The sequence below is a fragment of the Pseudoalteromonas sp. 0303 genome (genome assembly GCF_013349995.1).
Taxonomy (GTDB): domain Bacteria; phylum Pseudomonadota; class Gammaproteobacteria; order Enterobacterales; family Alteromonadaceae; genus Pseudoalteromonas.
This window is the reverse complement of record NZ_JABVXF010000014.1, coordinates 41,850-60,714: the sequence shown is the minus strand read 5'-3', so window position 1 is coordinate 60,714 and position 18,865 is coordinate 41,850. Positions and strand designations below refer to the sequence as shown.

The window sequence follows — 18,865 nt, the reverse complement described above, 5'->3', positions numbered from 1 at the left end:
AATTACGCCTATTATGTTGAAAACGCTTATCTGGCAAACAAAGCTTTAGATAACAACGCGCACAAAGGTGGAATTTTTTAATGGAAATTAAAGTTAATTTTCTCGACAACCTCAGACTTGAAGCCAAGTTTGATGATTTTTCTGTCATTGCAGACCAACCTATTCGCTATAAGGGTGATGGCACTGCACCTAGTCCATTCGATTACTTTTTAGCATCTTCTGCATTGTGTGCGGCTTATTTTATTAAAGTGTATTGTAATTCACGCGATATCCCGACAGATGGTATTCGTGTGGCGCAAAACAATATCGTTGATCCAGAAGACCGCTATAACCAAATTTTTCAAATTCAGGTTGAGTTACCAGAAAGCCTTTCTGAGAAAGACCGCACGGGTATTTTACGTTCTGTTGAGCGTTGTACAGTAAAACGTGTTATTCAAACTGGCCCAGAATTTAAAATCGATACTGTTGAAAGCATCGAAGCAGACGCGCAAGCAATGTTGATGGCAAAACCAGGTGATGACAGTAATACCTTTATTTTAGGTAAAGACTTACCCCTTGAAGAAACCATCGCAAATATGACGGCCATCCTTGAAGAGTTAGGGATGAAAATCGAAATCTCTTCTTGGCGTAATATTGTGCCAAATGTATGGTCACTTCATATTCGTGATGCAGCCTCGCCTATGTGTTTTACCAATGGTAAAGGTGCAACCAAAGAAAGCGCGCTATGCTCAGCTTTGGGCGAATTTATTGAGCGCTTAAACTGTAACTTCTTCTATAATGATCAATTCTTAGGTGAAGACATTGCCAATAGCGAATTTGTTCATTACCCAAATGAAAAGTGGTTTGCTCTGACTGATGATGACTCTCTACCAGAGGGCATATTAGATGATTATACCCGTGAAATTTATAATCCTGATGGTGAGCTGTGTGGCTCACACTTAATCGATACTAACTCTGGTAATAAAGAACGTGGTATTTGCTCTATTCCTTATGTTCGCCAGTCAGACGGTGAAACGGTTTACTTCCCGTCAAACTTAATTGAAAACTTATTCTTAAGTAATGGTATGAGTGCTGGTAACAACTTTGCCGAAGCAAAAGTACAGTGTTTATCTGAAATTTTTGAGCGTGCAGTTAAGCGCCAAATCATTGAGCAAGAAATTGTTTTACCAGACGTACCTCAAGAGGTTTTAAACAAGTACCCAGGTATTGTTGCGGGTATTAATGGTCTTGAAGAACAAGGTTTCCCTGTTGTAGTAAAAGATGCCTCGCTAGGTGGTCAGTTCCCAGTGATGTGCGTAACACTCATGAACCCTAAAACAGGCGGTGTATTTGCTTCTTTTGGTGCGCACCCAAGCTTTGAAGTTGCGTTAGAGCGCAGCTTAACTGAGTTATTACAAGGCAGAAGCTTCGAAGGCTTAAACGATGTACCTAAGCCAACGTTCAATAGTATGGCAGTTTCTGAACCGGAAAACTTTGTAGAGCACTTTATTGATTCAACTGGCGTGATCTCATGGCGCTTCTTCAGCGCTAAACACGATTATGATTTTGTTGAATGGGACTTCTCTGGTAGCAATGAGGAAGAAACAGCGAGCTTATTCGGTATTTTAGAAAGCTTAGGTAAAGAAGCTTACATTGCTGAGTTCTCAGACCTTGGTACTGCATGCCGTATTTTAGTGCCTGATTATTCAGAAGTGTATCCTGTGGAAGACTTGATTTGGGACAATACCAATAAAGCACTTAACTTCCGCGAAGATATCTTAAACCTACATCGTTTATCAGAAGATGAACTTGCGGATTTAGTTGAGCGCTTAGAAGAAAGTGAACTAGATAACTACATAGATATCATAACCTTAATTGGCATTGAGTTTGATGAAAACACAGTATGGGGTCAGTTAACGATTCTTGAGCTGAAGCTACTTATTTACTTAGCACTTGGTGATTTAGAAGCAGCAATGGAGCTTGTTGAAGCATTCTTACAGTATAACGACAATACCATTGTTGAACGCGGCCTATTCTACCAAGCAATGCATGCAACGTTAGAAGTTGCACTCAGCGATGACCTTGAGATTGAAGATTACATTCATAGCTTCACCCGTATGTTTGGTCAAGAAACGATGGATGCAGTCGTTGGCTCAATCAACGGCGATGTAATGTTCTATGGTTTAACAGAAACCAGCATGAAACTTGAGGGCTTAGATAGACACCTTCGTTTAATCGAAAGTTACAAAAAGCTACACACTGCTCGCGCTAAAAAAGCAGGATTATAATCAGGTAAATCGAGCTGTAAGCAACCAACTTACAGCTCCACCCCTTTGTTTATTAAGAAAATTAATTAATACCTCAATAAAACACTTAGATTTTTATGTATTTGCACTGTAAGCCCCTTACCTTGTCCAGTTCTATTTAAACTGGTAAATTTCACTCAAGTTTCACCCTCTCGATTTATTAAATGGACTTAAAAGGCTCTATTACTGCCCCTCTTATCCTGTTTGTACTGTTTTGCACTCACACTTGTTTTGCAAAAATAACAATTGGTATATCAAGTGAAAATGGCGAGTCATTAAAGTACTCACGCAAACAATTTCACGGTGAATTAAAATCAGCCTATAGCTGCGTTATCAATCAACTTGATAGCAACTACGACGTAATCACTGTACCGCAAGCACGGCTTATCAAAATGCTGCAAAACAATGAAGTTGATATTGCCATGCCACTTTTATTGTTACCACAGAGAGATCTATTTGCGACTCGCTCAGAGACAATTTATCAAGTTGGATATGAGCTAATCAGCCACAGTACTAACCCAGATTTGAGTATCGAGAATTTACGCAGACAGGCAGACTTGAATGGTATCGTCTATAAACGCGGAACTGGGGCACGTACCTTAATGCTTAAATATTTAGGCATTGATAAAAATGAATCGATAAGCCATGAACATCAAGTCAGTACATGGCAACAAGCCGTTGATTTTGTGGCTAAGAACAGAGCTGGTATAACAGCTCTTCCTGCTGTGATTGCAAAAGATATCGAGCCTCACCACTTTAATGGCATTACACGCATTAAAATGCCCGACCATCAATTAGGACTTTACATGTCATCACGTTTTGCTAAAAGCGCTGAAGCAGCTGCTATCAACGATGCATCAAAAACCTGTAAAGAAGTTAGATAAACGATAGGTTATTTAATTTGCTCAGTTTTAAGCTCGGCTAAACGGCTTTCAACTTGTAAGCGCTCTTGCGCTGTTAGTTCGCCATAAAACTTGGGGTATGGCCAGCCATAACCCCAGCGAAAGCTAGTAGGTAAAAAAGGTGTTCCACCCACTCTGACACCAGTAAGCATCAAGATAGCAATCTCTTTCTCACCCACCTTAGCAACACATTTTTTTAAATCTATATCAGCTTGCTCACGTTGCTTGAAAGTACCGCCTTGCCAATATGCTAGATCATGGGCTGTACAACACGCCAACCACAGTTTTTTGTGAGCCAAGGTTCCATCAGGAAATGAACTACAACCATCCGTTGTAAATGGCTTAAGCTCAGCTGACTCAGCTTTAATTAAGCACACAGGGAAAGCAATGAAAATAAATATAAAAAGAACATAATTTCGCTTATTCACGGTAAATTCCATTTTAAATTTGGCCCTATTATAAACAAAAAACCGCCGAGGTTAATTCGGCGGTTTAATTATTTAAGTAGTTATTTAAAAACAGCTTACTTAGCTAATGTTTCGGCTGCTTTTTCTGCAAAAAGGTTACCTAGTTTTATATAGTAATTACTTTTATAGTGCCATTTATCTTCAATGAATTCGACAGGCTCATCAAAGGCGACTAAATGAGCATTAGCATTTGATTGAACATACTTTTTCTGAGCATCCCATACACTCTCTATATATGGCATCATGCGTGTTTGAGGTGTTTTACCAGAGTCTTCGATTCTGCCAAGTATGATTGGTAACTCTTTATTGCCAAAAGTCATCTTCATATCATTCATCAGGCTTGTTAAATTAGTTAAATAAACCTTAGATGCTTGCTCATGATAGGCATCTGCCTCACCCTGCATCCAAATGATCCCTGCTGGGACTAAAGTATCGGCTTCACCATCACCATCTATATCATTGTTAGCTAACGCAGCTCTTACGGTAGTTTGAAAGTTATCCCATTGGTTGATCTTGGTGTTGTCAGCAACCGGGTTACCAAAAAAGAGTAAGGTATTTTCAACTGGTTTTTTATACTGCGCAGGTAAATCTTTATTAAAGCCAAACCCTTCCATATTTGATTGGCCGCCCATAAAGTAAAGCAAATAGTCATCCGCTTTACTTTGCGTACTTACTGCTAATAGAGCACATAAGGCTAGATTTTTTAACATTATTTTTCCTTTTGCCAAAAGCAACATGCCCAATAAATATTGGGCATGTTAATTACGTTTTTACTTCAATGCGTCTTCAACAACGGGGTAATGGTCCCATACATGTTTATCGCTCACTGAGCGGAGTAACTTAATGTATTCAGCGTGAGTCCAAGCCAGTGGTGTGGCTGAGTTTGTACCCTCACCTAGCTGATAGCCTGCTTTATTGTTGCCTACGCCATCCCAAACTTGTTCAGGTAACATCATGCCTTCATTGGCAAATGCTTCCATACCTTTTACATAGGTGTCTTTAATCGCTTGTTGCTTCATCGCATCAAGGCTATTAGTTGCGTTTGCAGCAGCGATTTCATAGTGACCACGTTCACCTGTGAAAAACGGCCATACACGACCACGTTGACCAGGGGTGTTGTTACCACCTTCGGCATAGTTGCTACCTGTCACTTCATCTTCACCGTAACCATCGTTACCATAGCGACGGTAACCAGGGAATGAACCTGAGCCATCAGCAAAATTAAAGGTGTAACGCACTTGCAGATTATCGACTAAGGTTTCGTCATCGTACTCTGGTAATGTTTTTACAATGCTTGGCGCAAGTGCATCACGAACACCGTAACGTACAAGCTCTAAGAAACCACCATCAAGGATTTGCTTTTTATCAAAGCCTTCACGGCCATTATTGGCGTTAAGTGTGGTTGATGAGTTTGGATCTTTGTCTTGACCAATACGAATGAAATATTCACCATCGCTATTTTCAGACTTAAGGTTACCTTGTGTCGTAAACATCGTGCTTTCTATTTCACTGTTGTAAGTTTTAGCCGTTGCTAGGTAACGCTCTGCATTTTTAGTGTCACCTGCTTTTTTAGCAATATCAGCAGCTGTCACTAGGCCTGCAACAACCGCTGCAGTTGTTGATGGAGAGAAACCATTTTGTTCTTCCCAACGCTCTTGTTGCGTTGCTGGCGGTGTGATTTGCATGTCATTCCAAAGAATTTTCGCAAGGCCACCATCAACTAAGAAATCAGCAGCTGGTTTTAACATTTTGCCATACCAATCTGTCAGCTCTTGATCGCTAAGTACGCCAGCTTTATGTAGTTTCCACGCTAACATAATTGGCATTGCTGTTTGGTCAAGCTGAACACCTACCCACTCAAGCTCACCATCAACATGAGTCTTTTGTAAGAACCAACCCGTGTCACCACCATTGCCAGGTGTGTTATCTGTTACTTGTACTTTTTCTAAATATTCAAACGCCGTTTTTGCGGTACGTGTATCACCCATGGCCATAAATGCCATTGCTACTTGATAGAAATCACGTACCCAAACCGCTTTATAACCGGTAGAACCTGTTTTGGCTGATACTGTTTCACCCCAAGGGTTAGAAAGTGACGCAATTAAAGCACCAGCATGAGTTTTATCTTCTTGCGCTTTTAACACCATGGCGCTGGTATAAAGCAACTTACCATTATCTGCGGTGCTGTTAGTTAATGTGCTCAAAGGCTCAAGGCTTGCTAAGTAGTCTTGCCAACCAATTGCAACACCTTCACCGTTATATGCAGCAAGTACTTTTTGGTAGCCTTGATTTAAACTTGCTTGACCTTCTTTTAAGCTTGCAGCTTCAGAGTTACCAAAGCTTAAAGCTAAATCAAAGGTGGTGTTTTTTGATACTTCACCAAGCTCTGCAAGTAAGCTTACATTACCCGACTTATCACCAGTATTTTGGTAAGTCGTTGAGAGTGATTGCGATGTTTTTAACTCTTTTAAGCCATCACTTACACCCGTAAAGCCAACGCTTGCTTGCTTAAATGGTTTAGCGGCTTGTAAAGATAAAAAGCTATCATCTTGCCAAGCAACTAGACCCTTATCAGTTACTTTTGCAAAATCGTCTAAACCGTTGTTATCAATGTAAGGGTTTACATTAACGTAGGCTTTCACACCTTCAAGATCGGTATTAAATACGCTACGAACAAACAATGTTTGGCCGTTTGGATCTGTAAAGATATGTTTTTCTAAAGTAAAACGACCTTGTTTATCTTTACTAACGACTTTGTAAGCAAGCGATAATGGGCGACCCGCATCGTCTTTGTATAAATAATCAATGCTTACATCGAGATCATCGTTTTCTGTTACGGTAAAGTCTTTACCAACTACAACAAACTGCATATCTTTGATTTGTGCTTGGTGAATTAAACCAAACATGGTTTCTGTGATCATGCCTTTAGCGATTGAAAACCAGACTTTTGATACTTTCCCTGTAGCAGCTGCGTCGCTATAGTGGCCGTCTTGGTATTGCTCGTAAGAGGTACCAATACCCGTTTTACCAGAGTATGCCCAAAAAGGCTCAACACCCGGTGCTCCTGGCGCAGACACCTGCTCAACTGCTGTATTAACTGATTGCTCTGAACTACAAGCTGTTAAACCTAACGCTAACAAGCTTGCTGTAATGAGATTAAATTTTTTCATGGTGTGTCCTTATTATTGTTGCTTAACGCGCAGTACAGCGACCGCTGCTAGTACGAATGACACTGCACCTAGCACTAACGCATAAATCGGTTGATTATCAAAAAAGTGACGTAAAATTAGGCCTAATACGCTTGCTGCTAAAAGCTGCGGAATAACAATAAAGAAGTTAAAAATACCCATGTACACACCCATTTTTTTACTTGGTACTGAGGTACTTAACATTGCGTATGGTAAAGATAGAATTGACGCCCAAGCAAACCCTACTCCAATCATTGGCCAGATCAGTAAACTTGGATCTTTGATAATAATGAAGCTGACCAGACCCAATGCACCTAGCACTAGGTTGATAGCGTGAGCCATTTTTAGCCCTACTTTTTTAACGATAACCGGAATACACAGTGCTGCAATGGCAGCAAAACCATTGTAAGCGGCAAATAATACACCAACCCAATCCGCACCGTTATTGTAAGCAAGAGAGCTTGTATCACTGCTGCCGTAGTGGAAGCTAGTTACTGCCGATGTGGTGTAAATCCACATTGCAAACAATGAGAACCAGCTAAAAAATTGTACCCAAGCCAATTGTTTCATTGTTTCTGGCATAGTGAATACATCATTCACAACTTGATAAAAGCCACCACTGGTTGCGTTTTTAGCCTTTAAAGCCCCGGCAATAAATTGAATAACACCAAAGCTAATCAAACCACCAGCAAGTAAATAAAGCTCTTTTTCAAGCGATAGACCCGTAACAATACCAAGTACTACAAGGCCAAGAACCGTAAAGATTGCAGCGCCTTTGTTAAAGTTTACATCACTTTGAACATCGCCCGAGTCATCGCTTTGCTCTTGTTCATGAAAGCTTTCAAGTTCTTCTGGTGAATATTCTTTAGTAGTAAAGACAGTCCAAAACACAGCAATAATTAATACTACTGCCCCAAAGTAAAAAGAGAATTTTACAGAATCTGGAATTTGCCCTGCAGGTGCAGTATTAGCAATATTGAACCAGTTAGTCATCATCCAAGGTAATGCAGAAGCGACAACCGCACCAACACCAATGAAGAAGCTTTGCATTGCATAACCAGTTGCACGTTGCTTTTTCGGTAAGTTATCACTGACAAGAGCACGGAATGGCTCCATAGTTACGTTAATTGACGCATCCATGATCCATAACATACCCGCCGCAATCCACAGGCTTGGTGAGTTAGGCATAATGAATAACGATAACGTTGTTAAAATAGCCCCATAGAAAAAGAACGGACGACGACGACCTAACTTATTCCATGTTTTATCACTCCAATAACCGATGATCGGCTGAACAATAAGGCCTGTTAATGGTGCTGCAACCCAAAGAATTGGAATATCATCAACATTGGCACCTAAGGTTTGAAAAATACGGCTTACATTACCGTTCTGTAATGCAAAGCCAAATTGGATTCCAAGGAATCCAAAACACATATTCCATATTTGCCAAAAGCTTAGCGTTGGTTTGTTATTATTCATAGTCAGCCTTTAAGGTAAATACTGCACTGCTTAAGCCGTTCAATTGTAATTGAATTGGCGCCTTAGTAGATGCCTCAGGAATCACAATGTCGGCATGATTTTCTAGGTTATCAGTTAACGTTAAACCACTGTGGTTAAGCTTAGGTAACAACGTTTGGTTAAGAGTAAGCTCAACATTTTGTGGGTTTTCTGAAAAGTTACTTACTACAAGCACCAGTTGTTGACCTAGCTTACGCGTAAAGGCAATCACTTGCTCTGAGCCTGTCAATTCAACCGCTTGCATGTCACCACCAACAATGGCAGGAAGTGTATTTAACGACATCAACTTGGTGTAGTAAGCGCGAAGATCAGCTTGCTGCTTTGAAAGCGCACCGCCATCGAATTTACCATTATTCATCCATGCTTGATGCGCAGGTACACCCATATAATCGAAAATGCTGGTACGCGTTGGGTCGCCAAAACCACCGTCCTCAGAGCCATCTTCACCGACAGCTTGACCAAAATAAAGTAAGGTTGGCGAGCGCGACATCAATGTAGATACCACCATCGCTGGCTTACCTTTTTCACTACTACCAGCGAAATCTGGGCTAGCAATACGTTGCTCATCATGGTTTTCTAAAAAGTGCAGCATATGCTCTTCAATATCCGCCACTTGGCTTTGGATATCGAAAATAGTATCCGCTGATTGCTTGCCTTGCATCACAGCTTTAACCGTGTCGTAAAAACCGACTTTGTCGTAAAGGTAATCCATCTTACCTTGTTGGATATATGGGCGGTAAAGCGTTGGGTTATATACCTCAGCCAAAATAAAGGCATCGCTTTTTTGCATCTTGATTGATGAATTTAAAAAGCTCCAAAACTCAACAGGCACCATCTCGGCCATATCATAACGGAAACCATCAACACCTTTATCTAACCAATAAAGCGCGATATCACGGAATTTATACCAGCTATTTGGTAGATCTTTATCTTGCCAAAATGCATAGTGCGCACGGTAATCTTTATCTGCGTAATCAGCGGGTAGCGTCGGGAAGTCGTAGCTGCCATCTGGTTTCACACCGTAATTGATTTTAACGGTTTCGTACCAATCATTAATGTCAGGTTTAGCGGCACGGGCCCCATTACCCGTCCATTTAGCTGGGGTTTCGGCAAATTGATTATCTGCAAGAGGATGCGGGTTACCACCTAAGACTTGGTAGCTATCGCTGGTAGGAACTTGAAATGACTGCCCTGTTACATAGTAAAAGTTATTATCCCGAGCATAGGTTTTCGTCGTGTCATCTTCAGCACCAAAATCCTTTACGCCTTCAGGCTTGGCGACTGACTCGTAATTACGCGCTACGTGATTTGGCACAATATCAATAACAACTTTCATACCGTGCTTATGAGTACGATTGATTAGCTCTACAAACTCCTCCAAGCGGCGCTCAGGGTTAATTGCTAAATCAGGATTAACATCGTAATAGTCTTTCACTGCATAAGGTGAGCCTGCACGGCCTTTTACAACATCAGGGTCATCTTGTGATAAACCGTATTCGGTATAGTCAGTTACTAAAGCATGACGCGGTACACCAGTGTACCAAACATGTGTTGTTCCTAGCTCTTTAATGCCTTGTAATGCTGCATCATTAAAATCAGCGAATTTACCTACCCCATTTTCTTCTAATGTGCCCCACGGTTTATTGGTGGTGTTACTGTTACCAAATAATCGAGTGAATACTTGGTAAACCACAGGCTTAGAGATAGCTGCTTGGCTAGATTCTGATTGTTGCTGTTGCGTGTTCTGCTGTACTGGCGCATCGTTACCACAGGCAGTTAAACCTAAAACCGAAGCCACTACTAACGCAGTTAGTTTGTATGTTGTCATCATTACTTCATTTTTCTGTAAATATCAGTTCATACTAATGTTAAGGGCTGCATACGGACAGTAAATGCATACGTATTCAGCCTATTAGTTGCAATTATTCAAGCTCGATTAAGCGTGCTTGCATAGCTTTTAAGCGGATTGGCGCTGCAAGATCAACGCGTTTTTCACTGATTAAATCGCTTCCTTTATTATTGCCTTTCAGCACTTCTTGCATGTAGTTTAAATCCCAATCAATGGCTTGTTGGTTTTTGTTAAGAACAACCAATACAGTTTGGCCATTGTGGTCCCTCACATAGCTGTAAACGCCTTGCTTGGGTGAAAAATGCATTAAACGACCTTCGCTTAACGCTGGTTTTTCTTGACGCAGCTTAAGCAGTTTTTTCATGCTAGCTAACATCTCTTGCTGATCAGCTGAAAGCCCCTTACCTGTGAAGGCATTCGCTTTTTGACCTTTAAACCCACCAGGGAAGTCAATACGAATATCACCGTGGTCATTGCTTGGCGTGTTATCGAGCAGCAGCTCAGTGCCGTAGTAAATTTGTGGAATACCACGAGTTGTTAACAGCAGCGTCATGGCTAATTTAGTTTTTGCGAGGTCTTGACCCAGCTCAGTGTAAACACGGCTCATGTCATGGTTATCTGCAAACACTAAAATGTTATCTATATCAGCATATAAAAAGTCATTAGCCAGCGATTGATATACTTTTACCCAACCTGTATTCCAGCTTTCTTCTTCGTTAAGTGCTTGGATTAAGGCTTCTTGTAATGAAAAGTCCATCACACTTGGTAAATCAGAGGTATAACCATCTTTATTGACTTTGCCGCGCTGCCAATAAGATGCAATAGCCGGGTTGGTTGTCCACTCTTCGCCAACAATATTAAAGTTTGGATACTCGGTCATAATCGCTTTAGTCCAATCGGCTAAAAATGCTTTATCTGAGTATGAATAGGTATCAACACGAATGCCGCTTAAGTTGGCGTATTCAATCCACCAAATGGCATTTTGAATCAAATACGTTGATAGTAACGGCTGGCGCTGATTTAGATCAGGCATAGACTCAACAAACCAACCATCGTTAAATTGACGTTTGTCGTATTGGCTTGCGTGAGGGTCTTGGATTGTTTGTCTGGCGTGACTGGTTGAATTTTTACCGTTTTCAAACTTGCCATCAAAGTTAACCCAATCAGCAGTAGGCATATCAGCCATCCACTGATGTGATGAACCAAAGTGGTTAAGTACCATGTCCATCACTAAGCCGATACCATGCTCTTTCGCTTCTGCAGATAAGGTTTTATAAAGCGAATTACTGCCCATACGCGGATCAACTTTGTAAAAATCAGTAATAGCATAACCATGATAAGAATAACTTGGCATGTCATTTTCAAGCACTGGTGTTAACCAAAGTTGAGTCACACCGAGGTCCTCAAGATAATCTAGGCTATTGATAACACCTTGAATATCACCACCATGTCGACCTCCTTTAAAACTTGGGTTTGCAGCCTCCTTCATACCAGCAACGGTGTCATTGTTTGGGTCACCATTTACAAAGCGATCAGGATTGATTAAATAAAGTGTATCTTTATTTGTAAAGCCATGACGATTGGCACTTTGCTTATCACGGGTATTTAATGGGTAAGTAAATTCTGTGCCATCTTTAGCTTTAAAAGTCAGTGTACCCGCCTTTGCATTATCGCTAATGGTTAAATCTAAAAACGCGTAATTAGGGTTATTTGTTGTTGTCACCCCTTTAAACTCAACGCCTTTGTAAGGCTTCATTTGCCACGTTTTGTTAGCAATATTGTTATCGTAAAGCATGACTTGTAATGAATCATTTTGCATCCCTACCCACCAGTTTTCTGGTGACGCAGTAATAGCAAAACTTGCTGTTGAGTTAAAAAGTGTAAATGCGGTCGTTAGCGCTAAAAATGATTGTGTTTTTCTCATAATTAATTTTGTACTTTTTCTAAGAATTGACTGTGGCTCGGCAGCTGCTCGACAGTGCTGTTAATCAAGGTTTTTAAATTGCTAAATAACTCATTTAATTGCTCATCTGATAACGCATCAGTTAATGGATGGTGATCCTCTGCAATTAGCCCTTGCCCTATCATCACTTGCTGCCACGCAACTTCGGCGAATAGCTCATCGTCTTCTCTAATGAGTTTGCCACTGGTTTTAAATAGCTCAATTTTCTTTTTAAGACTGCTTGGAATATCCATGCCTTTACAAAAACGCCAAAACGCACTGTCATCACGCTCAGTAATCTTGTAATGAAGAATAATAAAGTCACGAATTCGCTCAAATTCTGTTTTACTTTGTTGATTAAATTCATCCACAAGGCTTTGTTTAATACCTTGATGAGGAAAAAACTTAATTAAACGAATAGCTGCACTTTGAATTAAATGAATACTGGTCGATTCTAATGGCTCTAAAAATCCGCTTGATAAGCCAACTGATACTACATTTTTATGCCACTGTTTTAAGCGACGACCTGTTTTAAACTTAATAACGCGGGGTTCTGTCAGAGGTTTAGCAGGTAGGTTTTCTAAGAGCTGTTGCTTTGCCGCTTCATCTGATAAGAAACGAGAAGAATACACAAGTCCGTTGCCTACACGGTGCTGTAATGGAATTTGCCACTGCCAACCCGAGTCTCTTGCAATTGAACGTGTATAAGGAATTGCATCAGAAGCTGATTCACTTTGCACCGCAATCGCACTATCACATGGTAACCAATGTGACCAATCTTCAAAGCCGGTATTAAGAGTTTGTTCTATTAATAAAGCACGTAAACCGGTGCAATCAATAAATAAGTCGCCGTCTATTTGCTCGCCACTTTTAAGTAGCAAAGAGCGAATATACCCGCTTTCATGGCATTGGTTAACCGATTCAATTTTGCCTTCAATGCGTTTTACGCCTCGTGATTGCGCTAATTCCTTTAAGAATTCGCCATATCGAGTGGCATCAAAATGGTAGGCATAATGTAAGCCCGCCAATTGAGTGTTAGGAATGTGTTTGAGGTGAGCAAATTTATGCGCTTTTGCAGCTTGATAATTAAGTGAAAAATCCCAAAAATCAGACGCATTATTAGCTTGATTTGCTTTTAGCCAAAAATGATAAAACTCACAAAACGGAAAATCTTTACCTATCTCACCAAAGGCATGCATATAGCTGTGGTCTTGGCTGCGCCAATTTTCAAACTCAATACCAAGCTTTATCGTGGCACCAGTAGCCTTAATAAATTCTTTTTCAGAAATGCCTAGCGCACCATTTAGATGCAAAATAGGTGGGATGCTTGCTTCGCCTACACCAACAGTGCCAATCTCTGCTGACTCTACCAGCGTGATATCAATTACTTTGCCCAGCACTTTATTAAGTAATGCAGCGGTTATCCAACCTGCAGTACCACCACCGGCAATCACGACCTTGGTTATTTTTTTTGTTTCCATAGTACACCTAACGCCAATTTCAATTCATTGAGTGTAGCTCACTGATATAAAAAAGCCCTTGTAAAACAAATCACAAGGGCAATTTTCTATCACTATTTTAGCTAATTACAGCTTGTAGCTGAAGCCTAACAGGAATGTACGACCGTAGTCTTGGTAGTCACGTACTTGAAGTGAGTTATCACCTTGTAGTGACGTGAACGGCTCTTCTGTGATGTTCTGTACTTGGAATGTTACAGATAAACCGTCAAGGCTCTCTACACCGCCTTCGCTAAAGTCATAACCAACTTGAGCATCCCAAATTGTTTCGCCTTTAATGTCAACTTGTGTAGTCGCAAAACCTAAACCGTATACGTCACCTTTAAAGTCGCTACGCTTACGCATGCTAGTACGCGCTTGGAAACCGTTACGCTCAAAGTAAACTGTTAAGCTATCGATTTGGTCAGATAGACCAGGTAGCTCATAATCGTTACCATTTTGGTCAGTTAAGTCTTGCTCAACACCTGTATGGCTTGCGATTAAACCAAAACCATCAAGTGACTCGCTGAACATAGTGAATGGTAGAGTTAATGAAAGCTCGTAACCCCATAGGTCACCAGAACCACCGTTCACTTTACCTGAACCTGTACCTGTTGAAGTTTCAGGGATTTCACCAGTAGACGGGTCAGCTACACCGCTCATGTCGATTTCATAAGTACCGTCAAAAATCCACTGAGTGATATCTTTATAGAATACAGCTGCAGCGAAGTAACCTTCTTCATGGAAGTAGTTTTCATAGCTTAAATCAAAACCAGTTGCTTCTTTTGGCTCAAGCTCTGGGTTACCACCTGATACGCTCCAGTAGTTACCGTTTTCATCTGGTTGTTGATTGTAAGAAGCATTAACTGATGAGTTCATTTCGTCTAAGCGAGCACGAGAAATCGTTTTTGCCGCACCAAAACGTACAGTTTGCTCTTCATCTATTGCAAACGATAAGTTGATGCTTGGCAAGAAGTGGCTGTAGTCATGGCTTACATCTGTTGGAGATACAACAACTAAACCATCCACAGTATTAGCCGCGAAGCCTTGTGAAGACTGTTCAGTTTTCACATAACGCACACCAACGTTACCTGTTACAGGGATAGAGCCCAGCTCTGCATTAATGTCAGCTTGAGCGAAAAACGCTGTCACTTCTTCTTGTACTGTCCAAGACTGTGTCTTGTGTTTTGAATCAGTTAAGCTTTCTTGAAGAAGGCTATAGTAACCATCATTCACTAAACCGTTGGTATCATAAGCAACCATGTTGCCCATACCAATAAAATCAAGGCTAGCTGTGCCTAAACGGTATTGCTCTGGGATAGATAGCATACCCGGGTTTGATAAAGAGAAGTCTTTTAGTGTCATGAAGTAACCTTCAGACACTTTGCTCTTTTCACGGTCACGGTATGACATACCAAATGACACACGGCTGATGTAAGCGTTATCAAGTACTTTGCTAGCCGCAAGCTTCAATGTGCTTAGTTCATCATTGATTTCTGGCGCATTGATGAAACCATCTTGCGCAGTATTTTGATAAGCAGTATCAGTTAGACCGTACTTATCGTTAAGTGCAGCACTTGCACCCCAAGATAATGGGCCACCAAGTTGAATTAAGTCATAATCGCTGTAATCAAGGTTATGGCTGAATTGTGCGCCAGTGTTACCACCGTCAAACTCATAACCAATCGTATCAGCAACACCATTTGCATCACCACGACCTGTACCTGAGTAGCTTTCGATACTCCAGATTTGACGCTCAACTTCAGAGCGGCTTACGTCAAATTCTACTGACCAATCATCGCTGATGTCGTATTTTGCATTAAAACCAAACTGAGTTAGTTCTGCGTTACGCTCTTCGTAGTCATTACGAACAACTACACGTTGGCCTTCAGTTACTGCGCTTGTGATGAAACCAGAATCTGCGTCAACAACAGCTGAACTTGGGTCAATTGAACCTTGGCCCCATGCAAATGGCACTTCAATACCACGTAAAATTTTCTCATCAGAGAAATCTACATATAAAGCATCAAATGTCATGTTTAGGCGATCAGTCGGCGCAGCTTCAATAACAAGCATGGCTGTATCACGTTCAAGAGTCGATGAACGTACGAATGGCTTAGCACCACCTAAAATTGAATACGTATTACCATCTTCACCTGTAAATTCAGGGTAACCCCAAGAGTTCCAACGTTTTTCTTGGTTTGGAGAGCTCATCGTGTTGTAAGCAAATGCAACACCGATTGTGTCATCTGCAAATTGGTCAATGTAAGATACCGTACCACGGAAACCTTTATCGTCACCGTCTGGGTTTAATTTGTCAAAACCCGTTTGCTCGTATTGGCCGTTGAACATGATAACTTGCTCACCTTTACTTAAAGGTTTAACAGTTTGCATGTCGATAACGCCAGCGATACCTTCAGCATCAATGCCTGCGCTTGGAGTTTTATATACCGTTACGCCACTCATAATTTCTGATGGGTAAAGGTCAAATTCAACGCCACGGTTGTCGCCGATTGAAACTTGCTCACGACCGTTGAATGTTGTTGCACTTTCGTTTTCACTGAAACCACGAACACTTACACGGCTAGCTCGACCGTCTAGACGTTGTGCTGTTAAACCAGGAAGGCGCGCGATTGATTCTGCGATTGATGAGTCAGGTAATTTACCGATATCTTCTGCTGAGATTGACTCAACAACTTCAGGAGTGAAGCGTTTAGTATTAATAGATTCTACAACACTGCCACGAAAACCTTTTACTTCGATAACTTCAACGTTATCGTTTTTTGCTTTTTGGTCTTCTTCTGCAGCATAAGCTACAAAGCTATTTAAACCTGCGGCTGTTAAAGCCAGAGTTAATATACTTGGTTTGAACATAGACATGATGTTTTCCCATTACCCAAATTGTAATGCCAACGTGTTGCAGTTATTCATTAACATAATAGCTGTAATTCGCTGACTGATTTTGTTGTCGAATTGAATATTAACGCTCTGATTATTTTCTTAACAAATTTATGCATACGTATTCAGCGTAGTCCACCACCACGAACATTAACAACATTTTTACAAAATAGAATTGTAACCATATGAATATAAGTGATTTATCAATTTTATTGTGTGATTTAATAGTATTGAAACATTTTCGCTATATTTTCGCCCCTAATTTGGTTACACAAATAGGTACTAAGCCATTTATCTCGCTTAAATGGTGACTTAACGCAATTATTAAAGGTACTAGTCTATACCAATGATAATTGGTCTTACCAATATAGCCCCTGCACCATTATGGTGTAAGCCAGCTATATTATGCACCAAGCTGGCGTTCGCGATCATAATTAAAACCCAGCAAACCTAATTGGTAAATTTTATTGATAGAAATTCGAGTTGTTTACTTTTAAATCAAGTTAATAAATTTTACTGAGAACAAAGATGAATTTGGCGTGCATACGTATGCAGAGTTTTTACAGTATCTCACCCTTCACGTATGCTTTTGACATTCCGGCAACATATTGCATTAACGGTTGCCTAACAGTTTACATACACTGAGTGTCACGATGGAGAAAAACATGGCTCAAAAGCAGTGGTATAAAGGTGCGGTTATTTATCAAGTTTACCCGCGCAGTTTCCAAGACACCAATGGCGATGGCATTGGTGATATCAAAGGTATCATTGATCGTATTGATTATATTAAAAGCCTAGGTGTTGATGCTATTTGGGTTTCGCCTTTCTTTAAATCACCAATGAAAGACTTTGGTTATGACATCAGTGACTATCGTGATATCGACCCATTGTTTGGTAACCTTGACGATTTTGATGAACTCATTGCGCAAGCACACCAACGTGATATTAAGATCATTATTGATCAGGTATTGAGCCATACCTCAGATCAACATCAATGGTTTCTTGATAGCCGTGAAGATAAAACTAACGACAAATCAGATTGGTACGTGTGGGCTGATGCAAAGCCTGATGGCACACAACCAAATAACTGGTTATCAATTTTTGGTGGCCCTGCATGGCAATGGGAACCGCGTCGTGGTCAATATTACTTACATAACTTCTTTGCTGAGCAGCCAGATTTAAACTTTCATAACCCTGAAGTTCGTAAAGCAGTATTAGATAATGTTGAGTTTTGGCTTAAGAAAGGCGTTGATGGCTTCCGTTTAGATGCAATCAACTTTTGCTATCACGATGCTCAATTACGTGATAATCCGGCTAAGCCACCAGAGAAACGTCAAGGTCGAGGCTTTAGCGAAGACAACCCTTACGCTTTCCAGTATCACTACTACAATAATACGCAACCTGAAAACCTTAGTTTTATGCAGGACATTCGTGCCCTACTAAACAAGTACCCTGGCACAGTTGCATTAGGAGAAATCTCATCTGAAGATTCACTCGCAACCATGGCTGAATACACATCAGGTGGTGACAAACTTCACATGGGCTATAGCTTTGAGCTACTTACTAACGACTATAGCGCGGAATATATTCGTACCACAGTAAGCACTTTAGAGCAGCGCATGACTGAAGGTTGGCCATGTTGGGCATTTAGCAACCACGACGTAGAACGTGTTGCTAGCCGTTGGAGTCAAGGTGAAAAAATTGAGCCTCAGCAATGTAAGATGCTAACAGCCCTACTTGCTTCATTACGTGGTAGCGTTTGTATGTACCAAGGTGAAGAACTTGGTTTAGGTGAAGCTGAAGTTGCATTTGAAGACTTACAAGACCCATATGGCATTACATTTTGGCCAAACTTTAAAGGCCGTGACGGGTGTCGTACACCAATGCCATGGGATGCAGCAGATGCTGAGCAAGCAGGTTTCTCAACAGTAAAACCTTGGCTACCTGTGGGCGATGCGCACAAATCAGTCGCCGTAAATACGCAAGATCAAGATAAAGATTCAATTTTGAATGCGTATCGTGAATTTATGGCATGGCGTAAAGATAAGAACGTATTGTTAGAAGGCGATATTGAATTTATCGAAACGCAAGAGCCAGTGCTTGCTTTTTATAGAACGCTTAACGACACTAAAATGCTTTGTGCATTCAACTTAGGCGCACAAAGTAGTGAACTCACAATCTCTGATACTGTGTCTTCACAGCATACTGAGATCTCTCATCACACAGCTGAATTAAACAATAATACAGTCACTCTGCCCGGGTTCGGTTGCTTTTACGCAACCCTGAATTAATAATCAGTTGTTAAAAACCAAGCCCTGCA

At 40.8% G+C, this 18,865-nt stretch carries 11 protein-coding genes; 3 read left to right on the top strand and 8 right to left on the bottom strand.

The features are described 5' to 3' along the window. Nucleotides 1–80 precede the first annotated feature (80 nt). Nucleotides 81–2,267: an OsmC domain/YcaO domain-containing protein gene (locus HUS62_RS11065; RefSeq protein ID WP_175079556.1), complete on the top strand. Its 2,187-nt coding sequence runs from the start codon at nucleotides 81–83 to the stop codon at nucleotides 2,265–2,267. 182 nt (nucleotides 2,268–2,449) lie between these two features. Next, nucleotides 2,450–3,169 carry a hypothetical protein gene (locus HUS62_RS11060; RefSeq protein ID WP_175079555.1) on the top strand — a complete coding sequence of 240 codons (720 nt, stop codon included), beginning with the start codon at nucleotides 2,450–2,452 and terminating at the stop codon, nucleotides 3,167–3,169. 8 nt (nucleotides 3,170–3,177) lie between these two features. Here the strand turns inward: HUS62_RS11060 and HUS62_RS11055 are convergent, their stop codons facing one another. The 8 genes from HUS62_RS11055 to HUS62_RS11020 form a co-directional block, all read right to left on the bottom strand. Further along, nucleotides 3,178–3,588 carry a hypothetical protein gene (locus HUS62_RS11055; RefSeq protein ID WP_175079590.1) on the bottom strand — a complete coding sequence of 137 codons (411 nt, stop codon included), beginning with the start codon at nucleotides 3,586–3,588 and terminating at the stop codon, nucleotides 3,178–3,180. Nucleotides 3,589–3,710: 122 nt separating this feature from the next. Continuing rightward, a complete protein-coding gene (locus HUS62_RS11050) occupies nucleotides 3,711–4,364 on the bottom strand; it encodes a sialate O-acetylesterase (protein ID WP_175079554.1) in 654 nt (217 codons plus the stop codon). 60 nt (nucleotides 4,365–4,424) lie between these two features. After that, the gene (locus HUS62_RS11045) at nucleotides 4,425–6,824 is read right to left on the bottom strand and encodes a glucan 1,4-alpha-glucosidase (RefSeq protein ID WP_175079553.1); all 2,400 of its coding nucleotides are present in this window, start codon (nucleotides 6,822–6,824) and stop codon (nucleotides 4,425–4,427) included. A gap of 12 nt (nucleotides 6,825–6,836) precedes the next feature. Next, a complete protein-coding gene (locus HUS62_RS11040) occupies nucleotides 6,837–8,321 on the bottom strand; it encodes an MFS transporter (RefSeq protein WP_175079552.1) in 1,485 nt (494 codons plus the stop codon). Further along, entirely contained in the window at nucleotides 8,314–10,188 is a 1,875-nt protein-coding gene (locus tag HUS62_RS11035) for an alpha-amylase family glycosyl hydrolase (RefSeq protein WP_404936069.1), read from the bottom strand. The genes HUS62_RS11040 and HUS62_RS11035 overlap by 8 nt, the downstream gene beginning before the upstream one ends. A gap of 94 nt (nucleotides 10,189–10,282) precedes the next feature. Continuing rightward, on the bottom strand, nucleotides 10,283–12,133 hold the full coding sequence (locus HUS62_RS11030; protein ID WP_175079550.1) for a glycoside hydrolase family 13 protein: 1,851 nt from the start codon (nucleotides 12,131–12,133) through the stop codon (nucleotides 10,283–10,285). A gap of 2 nt (nucleotides 12,134–12,135) precedes the next feature. Continuing rightward, complete coding sequence (locus tag HUS62_RS11025) at nucleotides 12,136–13,632, bottom strand: tryptophan halogenase family protein (RefSeq protein ID WP_175079549.1); 1,497 nt, start codon at nucleotides 13,630–13,632, stop codon at nucleotides 12,136–12,138. Between the two features lie 105 nt (nucleotides 13,633–13,737). Next, entirely contained in the window at nucleotides 13,738–16,527 is a 2,790-nt protein-coding gene (locus tag HUS62_RS11020) for a TonB-dependent receptor (protein ID WP_175079548.1), read from the bottom strand. A gap of 683 nt (nucleotides 16,528–17,210) precedes the next feature. On the opposite strand from HUS62_RS11020, the gene HUS62_RS11015 reads away from it, so the two are divergent. Next, complete coding sequence (locus tag HUS62_RS11015) at nucleotides 17,211–18,836, top strand: alpha-glucosidase family protein (RefSeq protein ID WP_175079547.1); 1,626 nt, start codon at nucleotides 17,211–17,213, stop codon at nucleotides 18,834–18,836. Nucleotides 18,837–18,865: the final 29 nt, after the last annotated feature.